Below are 9,147 nucleotides of genomic sequence, written 5' to 3'. Positions count from 1 at the left end.
ATTTACAACCTGTCCGGCAATGCCACCGACTGGGTTAATGATTGGTATGACAAGGACTATTATCGTCACTCACCACTAGAGAACCCCACTGGTCCCAAAACAGGCACACTGCGAATTCAACGCGGCTCAAATTATCCGGAAGATCCGATACTCAGTGCGAGTACAGTTCGGCGCTGGGCAGAAAAACCGTCCAAGCAACGGCATGTCCCGGGTTTTAGCTTCCGCTGTGCTATTCAATCCGATCAGCCACTATAGGCTAGAAAACAATAAGGGTGTTTTCAATGCACCCTTGTTATTTACTCAGCACTAGGCCAACCCTTCAAACCTGCCACTCTTCTGTGCGGCCACTAGCACTTTCTCCTTACGCCAGGCATTGCTCGGAACCCAAGCCACCCGCGTCGAAGGATCGGATAAATTATTAAACGCCAAACTGTCAATAAAACGATTGAACTGGTCTTGTTCGTAGCCATTGAGCAACGCGTTAATCCTCTCCAGACTTTCCATCGCCTTAACCTTCCCCCCCTTAAGTGAGCAATGCTCCAGAACTTCGATAAACTGCCGCCAGCGCCGAACCTCGGAGAGCAACATAATCAAGGCCCTTTCCTGTTTTTCGTTGAAGCTACCAATCCCCTTGGCAACCACGCCTTCCGTTAGCAGATAGACCATTGGACCTATTGTTTGAGGGGGCAATGCACTCAATGGGATATCTTCATCCCTAACCCTCATAACCTTATCGTGCTCATGGGCAATCAGATAATCAGCCAGCGCCTCGGCTTCAATCCTTGTAGCGTTCCTGTCTTCCCACCAAAGAGCCATATCCGTGACACTGGCTTCGAATGTTTTCACTGGAGAAATTGCCACCTGATACAACCCTGACGCGATGTAGCTAAAAGCCTCCCCCGTCACCCCCAACAAATACCGATACTCCACCTCCGCCAACGCATTACAAAACAGCAACGCCAACTTACCGATCTGTTCAACATCCACCATCGTCGCAAACCCACCCCCTGCCCCCGGACCGAATACCAGCGAACCTTTACAGTTAAACGCCAACCGGTCTTTCGAGATGCTAAGACCAAACTCACCACTGCCCCCAATCCCCAACGCGACATTCCCCTCGACCTTGACCTCTGCCAGCTTCACCCAGTTGCTGCTGGCATTAGCCTGGCCAACGATGGATTTCCCCGTGCCATGTTTGTCGGGCGCCACCCAATCGAAGGAGCCACTCAAGGCGCCCCCGCTTTGGGCACCTACAAAAGCGCCACACTTGAGGCCGATGTTGCCGCTGGGGCCAACCTCCATGTTTGGAGTCCCCAGCAACGCGGTAGCGCCTGCGGGTGTTTCAGTGGGTTTGTATTGGGTTTTGACGCCAGCCTCACTCTGCAACTTGGCGCCCACAAAACACGACAGCTCCACCTTGCCACTTACACGAAACACGCCCATGGGATGAACGACTTCCTGGCCTTCGGCATTGCGGTACGCCATGTTCGCGACGTACCCGCCTTGACCGGGGAAATACGAATTCAGGGCCACTGAGGCCTCCGCCAGCGAGAATGCCGCGCTGCCTTTGACGCCGACCTCGATGCTCCCTTCCCTGGGGTTCCAGCTGTTCACTCCAGCGCTGGCACTGGCGGCAAAACGCAGGGCATGGGCTTCGCTGGACACCGCGTAGCGCGCCGCATCGTGCTGGTTGGAGGTCCACGCTACTTGCTGATGCAGTGCATTGAGCAGGTTGTCTTCCTGACTGGTCCAACTGCTGATCTTGAGCTCCAAGCTGCCCAGCGGTCCGGCGTTACGTCCTGCGCCAACCGCCTTTTGGATGTCTTTTATCAGGTCGCCGGCCAATGGTTTGTCAAACGGTTTTCCGGCCATGACACTGGTGCTGACACGGACACTCCAGCGGGTCGTATCGCGGTATCGAACCGGGACGTAGTGCCGTCGGGAGGGGTCGCTAAACAGAATGATCTCCACCACGGTGAGGCCACTTTTGCTTTGCTTGCCGCGTTGGACTTCACCGCTGAGACCTTTGCCCTGTTTCAGATCGGGCTCGGCACTCTTGGCATTGGTTGAACTGCTTCCGGGCCGAGGCGGACGCTGGGCCGCCAACTGGGTACGCAAGCGGTTGATTTCCTGATCCAGTTCAAGGGTCTTCTTGTCCTGCAATGACTTCCAGTTGGATTCAAATTGCGTGGCCCCGAAAAAATTGGGCTTGTAGTGCTGATACCAGTCGCGAACCTGCTGCAAGCTCCTGAGCTGCCCCTGCAAATCGTTTGCGCTGGTCAGTGGCGCGGCGGCTTGGGGCCTGGTTTCACGGATCAGTAAGCCGGCGCCTTCAGCCTTGACTGCCCACGCTTCTTTCACACAACCGGCGCATGCGCAAATGGCTTCAGGGTCTTGAAGCTTGTTGCACTGGCTGATGGGCAAGGCTTTGGCGAGGTTCTGATGCAATTCATCCATCAGTTTCTGAACCGCGCTGATTTCCCGCTTCAGTTCCCTGGATTGTTTGTCGGTCAAGACATAGAAGTCTGGCTCGCCGGTGATGTGAGCCACATCGACCAGGTCTTCATCGCACTCGGGTTGCCCCTCCAGTGCAGTGGAGCTGATGCTGTCCGTATGCATCGGTGGCGGCAGGGTTGTTTGGCGCGCTGTCGCGGGGAGCTTCAATTCCCAACCGGGCCTGATGTCGTTCGGGTTGCTAATGATCGGGTTGAGCGCCTGAATTTCAGCCGCTTTAGCGCCGTTTTGCCGGGCGATCGCTCCCAACGTATCGCCGTTTTTTACCGTGTAGGTGCTGTTCATTCATCATCGTCCTGATTCAGAGTCGCTCAAGCTCGACAAGCTTGTCACCAAGGCCAAGGTCCTCACGGGCCAATAGTTCGTTGTCAGGGAAACGGCTCCAGAAGCCATCGCCCTGAATAAGCGCCAGGCGCAGCCAACGTTCCTGCTCGGCCAATTGCAGATAACCCGCTTGCCGGGCCGCCACGAGTTGCCGATACACGAACTCCACGGGTTCGGGCATGGGCAATACCGCCCGATAGTCCTGAGCGAATCGTCCGGCCAGCACCTTCAAACGGTATTGCCCCATCAGTTCCTGACGCTTCGGACTCAGGTGCAATACGCCAGGCAACTGAACGTCGGCGGTTGGGCCGGGTCGAGGATTAGCCAAGTGACGCCAGCCCATTTCGTTGCGCCAAGCGAGGTCGGTGATTGGCCCCATAAACTGCAAAAGCTCTGTTTCATTGAGGCTGCTTATCAGCGGTTCCAACCAGCGCGGTTCAAAAAAACGCATCATCCGGGCGGGTGTGTCGTCCGTGCTGACCGTGAGCAAATGACGCCAATGCGCGATAGCCTGCGCAAAAGACCGTGCATCCTCCAGATAGGCCACACAACCGGCATCGGCCCGCTCCAACAACGCGCAGGCATACTCACTCAAGGCACCGCCGGCTGGACACAGCAACGCGAACGGCCCGGCAGCTTGAAGACCTGCATAGCGCGTGTCGTCCAATAGCGGGACACACTGCTCGGCGGCATAACCGATGGCCTGATTGAGTGAGGCCTTTAAGTACGGATCAAAACTGCCATCCAGAATGACGCAGCGCACGCCAGGCGTAACAGGTACCTGAAAGGGTGAATCGATGGATTTGATCATGCGGGCTGACCCTGCGGGTGGATGGGGCAATGGCCTGAGGCCTCAAGCTGACAGCACGGAACCGGCAAGAGAGCCCCAGCCACCGATTGCTCTTGATAAGAAGACAGGTCGGGAAGCGGCAACGGCCGAGGCGCCGCCAGCGCTCCCGGCAACACCGCAGAAGAGGCGATGCCCGCTAACGGCGCCCCGCCCTCCACAATGGCCACGCTGCTGAAAATTCCGCCGGCGTTGATCACGATGTGCTGACCGCCCGCTGACAGCGTAAGGCTGATACCCGCCTCAATCACCACATTCGTGGCGTTGAGATGCACCTGCGATCCGGCCTGAATCACCAGCGTTCCCGCCGCCGTGGTGCTGCTGTTGCCGCTGATGCTGATCAGTTCGTCGCCGCCGATCACCGTGCTGCGTTCGCCTTCAGTGGTGTGCAGCTCATCGCCCTTGATCAGGCTGGCGCTGTGGTTGTCCACCTGCTCAAAACGGTCATGGCCGATCAGGCTATGGCTGTCGCGGGTGATCTGTTCGCGGCGGTCGTTGCCGATTTGGGTGTCGCTGTCATTGAGGATCAGTTGCTCGAGATCGCGCTGGGCGCGCAGGTAGATTTTTTCCTGCCCGGCGCGGTCTTCCAGCGACAGTTCGTTGTAGCCGCCGGTGTGCGGCGAGCTGTGGCTGCGCAGCACGGTTTGGGTTTTGTGCTCGGGCAAGGTGTACGGCACGGAGGTGATTTTGTTGGCGACGCACCCGGTGATCAGGGGTTTATCAGGGTCGCCTTCAAGGAAAGTCACCACCACTTCCATGCCGATACGCGGGATGGTCACCGCGCCGAAACCCTCGCCCGCCCAACTGGACGACACCCGGAGCCAGCAACTGCTTTTTTCGCTGTTGAGTTCGGCTCGATCCCACGAAAACTCCACACGAACGCGGCCATATTCATCGCAGTAGATTTCTTCACCGGGCGGCCCGGTGACGCGAGCGGTCTGAGCGACCAATTGCGTTTTTCGAGGGCGCAGCGGCGGGCGGTAAAACACGTCCCACGGGATGGCGCTGAAATGGTTGCGATAGCCTTGGGTGAAGCCGTCTTCGGGTTTGGCGTCGCTGGTGACGGTCTCTTCCAGCACCTGCGGTTGTTTCCCGATGTGCGTCACACTCAGCAACAACCACAGATCATTGGCGGTTTTACGCGTGTGCTCGGTCAGCTCAAAAAAGTGCCCGCTGCGCAGGGTTGGCTGATCGCTTCGGCCCTCAACCAACTGGTAATCCGTGCGGTGCCGCTCCAGGGCTTGCCGGGCGAGTTGTTTGCCGCGTTTTTCGTTCTTGATCGGTGCCGGGTAGCGATAGTCTTCCAGCTCGGGGCTGAACTCGGCGGTGAAACGACTTTCCAGCAACAGGCTCGGGCGCTGGAAGTCGTAATGCCGGCGTGTGGCGGTGCTGGTTCGAGTACGAACGCCCATGGCGAACTGGCTGACCACCGGGTGCTCCGCGACCATCCCGGAATCTTGCAGATACGGGGTTTCACCCACCTTGGGGAAAAACGTCTGATCATCAGTGAACACCAGCCGATGACCGTCCGGCGAATGCTGGTGATGCCAGGCGATGCCGTCCTCGGCGCACAGTCTTTGGAGAAAATCGAAGTTCGACTCCCCGTATTGCGTGCAGTACTCACGCTCCGGGCTGCTACTGACATGAAAGGTAAACCCATCACTCAGGATGCCGTGCCCTTTGAGCACCTGCGTGATGATCTGCGGCACGGTCAGGTGCTGGAAAATCCGTTGATCGTGACTGAACTGCAAATAGTGCAGCGCCGGCACCAGGGTCAGGTGATAACGGGTCAGCCGCTTGCCAGCCTCACCCACCCAAACGTCGTCGATACGGCCGTGAAGGCCCTCGCCGTTGAAGCCAAACTGCAGAAACGCCGGTTGGCTGAGCAGGCTCTCCAGATCGAAATCCGGGTGTTCACTGACCAATTCAACCTTGATGGCGTACAAGGCGCTGATCGCCTCAACACCGTCAAAGGCCAGCACCTTGAAATCGTGACGAATAGCGGGAATCGACAGCGCAAACTGCGCCGCATTGGCCGGCCCGAACATACGCTTATCCTTAAGCACACAGGAAATAAAGCGCGATATCCAAACCGTCCATGGTCTGTGCACGCGAGATTGGCGGGCACGTTAACAATGAGAAAAAAGGATTGATGTAGGACGAATCGCCAAGCTCAGTCCGAAGCTTCCCTATTTCGAAATATTGCTTCAAAGAAGGAGGGGGCGCGCACGGGTGATGCCCAACTCCGCCAACGAAATCTTTCGGTTCCGAAAACAGAAAAAGCGGCTGTTATCTGACGTCGGTCAAGTTGCACCTCAATCAAACGCCCTTATATAAATGGGTTCGAGCGGGCTCAACCGCGAATACGTGATGCTGATCGGTTTGATTGCACTGTCTGCGATCATCCATTCATTCCTGCCCTGAATCGGGCAGGCAAAAAGAAGGCGGGCCTCAGTGCCCGCCGCTTTTTTACCGTGTTCATTGTCCGACAGTTTTCCCGGCATGCCCCTTGCTACACCCCCCGTAGGAGCTGCCGAAGGCCGCGATCTTTTGATCTGTAGCGCTTAAATCAAAAGACCGCAGCCTCCGGCAGCACCCACGCGACACGGATGAAAGCTCATGAACATGGAATGCCGATGGTCTGGTAGTGCGAACCAACCCGATCATGGCCGGTCAACAACTGCACGTTCAATCAGGCGGTGACGCATTATGGACAACCCTTTTCAGCTCATTACCGATGCGTTTGCACCGGATTATCAGATCAACCTGAGCATTCAGGGTCTGGACGGCAGCATCATGCTGACCCTGTCCAACAGTGGCCGTGTGGTCGCCAAACGGATGATCAGCGCCGATCAGCGCAACGACCCCAAGCGCCTCAAGCGCCTGGTGCAAAGTATTCAGTTCGGCATCGCCATCGAACAGGGACACAGCGCCGTGGCCATCCTTGAAGCGATGACGGACGGCGACAATCGCAACCTGCCGCCGCCACTCGTCAAAGGCCAAAGCCGCCCAGCCATGGGGCTTTAAAGTTCGCCCTTCTCCACCTCTGGATGTTCACCGGAACCCTCGCCGATCTTGCGCTGCGGGTGTTCGATCTTCACCGAAGGGAATTGCGACGACGCGTAACGCACCACCAGGATCGAAAACGCCAGCAGCAGAATGCCGCCGCACAGATAGATGATGCCGATGTCCGGCGGGTTGTGGTGCGAGACGTTGGAGATCAGCAAGCGCGTCAACGCGGTGATCGCCACGTAGATCAGGAAACGCACCGGCATGTGGTTGGTCTTGAAGTAAATCCCGACCATCGCCCCCAGTTCGAGGTAGATGAACAACAGCAAGATGTCATCGATCTTGATGTGCCCTGCCTCGATCATCTGCAAAAACTCCATCACCGCCGCCCACGCGGTCACCGCACCGATGGCGAACAACGCCATGTAGTGGAAGGTCTCGACGAACAGATTGCCCAGGGACTCGGCCAGTTGGTGCACGTTCTGCCGCAGGTTCTCGGCCCAGTTGATTTTCACGATGATTCTTCCTTAGCTCGGTTCGAGCGGATGATGCGGGTTGGACGTGACGGTTGTTCTGCATGCAGAAAAAAGGCCAGAGGCTGTGGATTGAGATGGCGATAGGCTGCTACTCGGCACTTTTTGTGGTGTCCGGACGGGCGCCTTCGCGGGCAAGCCTCGCTCCTACGGATCACACTGACCTGTAGGAGCAAGGCTTGCCCGCGAATGAAGCACCACGGTTTCCCTGACAAACGCCAATTTCGGTCTACATTAAAAAGCCACTACCCAAAAGGCAGGGATTCGCTTATCCTTTTCGCTGTATATAAATACAGTAGTCGCAAAGACAACTTAATGTGAAGGCATGTGAGGTGGTGAATGGCCGTCGAAGTGGTATACCGCAGCAGCCGAGATCTGGAGCGCTTGTTCATGGATAAAGCCGAAGCTGACCGTCATGACAAAATGCTCGAACTGGCCGAATTGCTGGCTGAAGTGTTGCAAAAAGCCGTTCCGTCCCTGAGCGAGCAGCAAGTGGAAGAAGCCGGGATCTACATGGCGAAGAACCGCGATGTGTTTGCCAAGGCGTTCAAGAGCCAGCCGGATGCGTTGTCCGAGTTGCTGAGCGCGCCGGTTGAAGTGGCTGAAACTGTTGCGCCAAGCGAGCCAGCGGAAGACGCTGAGCCCGCCAAGCCTGCGAAGCCGGCCAAAGCCGCGAAGTAAGCGATGCCCGAATTGAATAGGCCCTGAGTCGAATGGCTCAGGGCCTTTTTCATGGCTGAAAATCAAAAGATCAAGATCAAAAGATCGCAGCCTTCGGCAGCTCCTACGGGGGGTTACCGGTATAGGACCTTCTCTGCCAACTCATCCGCCACTCTCGCCGGGGAGCGTTTTTCCGCCTGGGCGTGGGCGAAGACTTCGGTGAGCCGCGAGGCGATTTTCGACAGGTGCGCGGTGATGGTCGGCAACTCTTCGCCCCGGTGTTTGAGCGAGACGTAGATCAACCCGCCGGAATTGATCACATAGTCCGGCGCATACAGGATGCCGCGCCGCTCAAGCTGATCGGCAACGTCCAGGTGCGTCAGTTGATTGTTCGCCGAGCCGGCCACCGCCGAGCAGCGCAGTTGCGTCACGCTGTGGCTGTTGAGCACACCGCCCAGGCCGCACGGCGCGAGGATGTCGCACGGGGTGCTGAGCAGCGCATCGTTGGCGATCGGATGAGCGCCAAGTTGCTCCATGGCCAGTTGCACCTTGCCGTGATCGATGTCGCTGACCAACAGTTCGGCGCCCGCCGCGTGCAGTTGTTCGGCCAGGGCATAACCCACATTGCCCAGGCCCTGGATGGCCACACGCAAACCTTCGAGGTTGTCGCTGCCCAGTCGGGCCATGGCGGTGGCCCGAATGCCGGTAAACACCCCCATCGCCGCGTGAGGCGCAGGATCGCCCGCCGAGGTGGTGCTGGTGACGTGTTGGGTTTGTTGGGCGATGCAATCCATGTCCGCCACTGAGGTGCCGCTGTCGATGGCGGTGATGTAGCGGCCGTCGAGCTGATTGATGCAGCGCCCGAAGGCTTCGAACAGTGCGCCACGGTTTTCCACGTGGGCCGGGCGGACAATCACCGCCACGCCGCCACCCTGGGCCAGGCCGGCCAGCGCCGCTTTGTAGCTCATGCCCTGAGCGAGGCGCATGGCGTCCTCGACTGCGGACTCGTCGCTGGGGTAGGCCAGGTAACGACAGCCGCCCAGAGCAGGCCCCAGACGGCTGTTATGAATGGCAATCACCGCCTTCAACCCGGTGACCGGGTCTACGCTCAGGTGCAGCGATTCAAGGCGAGTGCTTTGCATGAGAGCGAACATCGTCGGGCTCCCCGAATCACTTCTTGTAGTCGCCAGTATAGGCTTGCGCCTGAAAATTGCTGGAGCGCACCGGAATAAGCAGCGCGTCCGTGAGGGCTTTCGGACA

9 protein-coding genes are annotated in these 9,147 nt (G+C 57.9%); 3 read left to right on the top strand and 6 right to left on the bottom strand.

Translation table 11 applies throughout. From position 1 onward, the window contains the following. On the top strand, nucleotides 1-255 hold a 255-nt coding region (locus tag V5E99_RS29660; protein ID WP_499806025.1), incomplete at its 5' end, for an SUMF1/EgtB/PvdO family nonheme iron enzyme. A gap of 51 nt (nucleotides 256-306) precedes the next feature. On the opposite strand, the gene V5E99_RS29655 is transcribed toward V5E99_RS29660, so the two are convergent. The 4 genes from V5E99_RS29655 to V5E99_RS29640 all read right to left on the bottom strand — a co-directional run bounded on the left by V5E99_RS29655 (nucleotide 307) and on the right by V5E99_RS29640 (nucleotide 6,189). Then, nucleotides 307-2,799 (bottom strand): LysM peptidoglycan-binding domain-containing protein, encoded by a 2,493-nt coding sequence (locus tag V5E99_RS29655; RefSeq protein ID WP_499806023.1) that lies wholly within the window; start codon nucleotides 2,797-2,799, stop codon nucleotides 307-309. Between the two features lie 16 nt (nucleotides 2,800-2,815). After that, the gene (locus V5E99_RS29650; protein ID WP_499806022.1) at nucleotides 2,816-3,649 is read right to left on the bottom strand and encodes a DUF4123 domain-containing protein; all 834 of its coding nucleotides are present in this window, start codon (nucleotides 3,647-3,649) and stop codon (nucleotides 2,816-2,818) included. Beyond that, nucleotides 3,646-5,733, bottom strand: coding sequence for a type VI secretion system Vgr family protein (locus V5E99_RS29645; RefSeq protein WP_499806020.1), 2,088 nt, complete (start codon nucleotides 5,731-5,733; stop codon nucleotides 3,646-3,648). The genes V5E99_RS29650 and V5E99_RS29645 overlap by 4 nt, the downstream gene beginning before the upstream one ends. 267 nt (nucleotides 5,734-6,000) lie before the next feature. Continuing rightward, complete coding sequence (locus V5E99_RS29640; RefSeq protein WP_499806019.1) at nucleotides 6,001-6,189, bottom strand: hypothetical protein; 189 nt, start codon at nucleotides 6,187-6,189, stop codon at nucleotides 6,001-6,003. Nucleotides 6,190-6,394: 205 nt separating this feature from the next. On the opposite strand from V5E99_RS29640, the gene V5E99_RS29635 reads away from it, so the two are divergent. Beyond that, nucleotides 6,395-6,712 carry a DUF3509 domain-containing protein gene (locus V5E99_RS29635; protein ID WP_499806018.1) on the top strand — a complete coding sequence of 106 codons (318 nt, stop codon included), beginning with the start codon at nucleotides 6,395-6,397 and terminating at the stop codon, nucleotides 6,710-6,712. On the opposite strand, the gene V5E99_RS29630 is transcribed toward V5E99_RS29635, so the two are convergent. Further along, complete coding sequence (locus tag V5E99_RS29630) at nucleotides 6,709-7,209, bottom strand: phosphate-starvation-inducible protein PsiE (protein ID WP_499806017.1); 501 nt, start codon at nucleotides 7,207-7,209, stop codon at nucleotides 6,709-6,711. The genes V5E99_RS29635 and V5E99_RS29630 overlap by 4 nt on opposite strands. A gap of 357 nt (nucleotides 7,210-7,566) precedes the next feature. On the opposite strand from V5E99_RS29630, the gene V5E99_RS29625 reads away from it, so the two are divergent. Continuing rightward, the gene (locus V5E99_RS29625) at nucleotides 7,567-7,908 is read left to right on the top strand and encodes a YebG family protein (protein ID WP_499806016.1); all 342 of its coding nucleotides are present in this window, start codon (nucleotides 7,567-7,569) and stop codon (nucleotides 7,906-7,908) included. 113 nt (nucleotides 7,909-8,021) lie between these two features. On the opposite strand, the gene V5E99_RS29620 is transcribed toward V5E99_RS29625, so the two are convergent. Then, nucleotides 8,022-9,041 carry a Glu/Leu/Phe/Val dehydrogenase family protein gene (locus V5E99_RS29620; RefSeq protein ID WP_499806015.1) on the bottom strand — a complete coding sequence of 340 codons (1,020 nt, stop codon included), beginning with the start codon at nucleotides 9,039-9,041 and terminating at the stop codon, nucleotides 8,022-8,024. Between the last annotated feature and the right edge of the window lie 106 nt (nucleotides 9,042-9,147).

The organism is Janthinobacterium sp. LPB2021202312-11-4 (genome assembly GCF_037049705.1).
In the GTDB taxonomy this organism is placed as follows: Bacteria; Pseudomonadota; Gammaproteobacteria; order Pseudomonadales; family Pseudomonadaceae; genus Aquipseudomonas.
Note: the sequence above shows the minus strand (reverse complement) of the source record. Positions and strands in the feature narration are given on the sequence as shown.

Excerpts from the sequence above, each read along its gene's own strand:
- V5E99_RS29655 (WP_499806023.1), bottom strand. The coding sequence starts at position 2,799 with ATGAACAGCACCTACACGGTAAAAAACGGCGATACGTTGGGAGCGATC.
- V5E99_RS29650 (WP_499806022.1), bottom strand. The coding sequence starts at position 3,649 with ATGATCAAATCCATCGATTCACCCTTTCAGGTACCTGTTACGCCTGGC.
- V5E99_RS29645 (WP_499806020.1), bottom strand. The coding sequence starts at position 5,733 with ATGTTCGGGCCGGCCAATGCGGCGCAGTTTGCGCTGTCGATTCCCGCT.
- V5E99_RS29640 (WP_499806019.1), bottom strand. The coding sequence starts at position 6,189 with ATGCCGGGAAAACTGTCGGACAATGAACACGGTAAAAAAGCGGCGGGC.
- V5E99_RS29635 (WP_499806018.1), top strand. The coding sequence starts at position 6,395 with ATGGACAACCCTTTTCAGCTCATTACCGATGCGTTTGCACCGGATTAT.
- V5E99_RS29625 (WP_499806016.1), top strand. The coding sequence starts at position 7,567 with ATGGCCGTCGAAGTGGTATACCGCAGCAGCCGAGATCTGGAGCGCTTG.
- V5E99_RS29620 (WP_499806015.1), bottom strand. The coding sequence starts at position 9,041 with ATGTTCGCTCTCATGCAAAGCACTCGCCTTGAATCGCTGCACCTGAGC.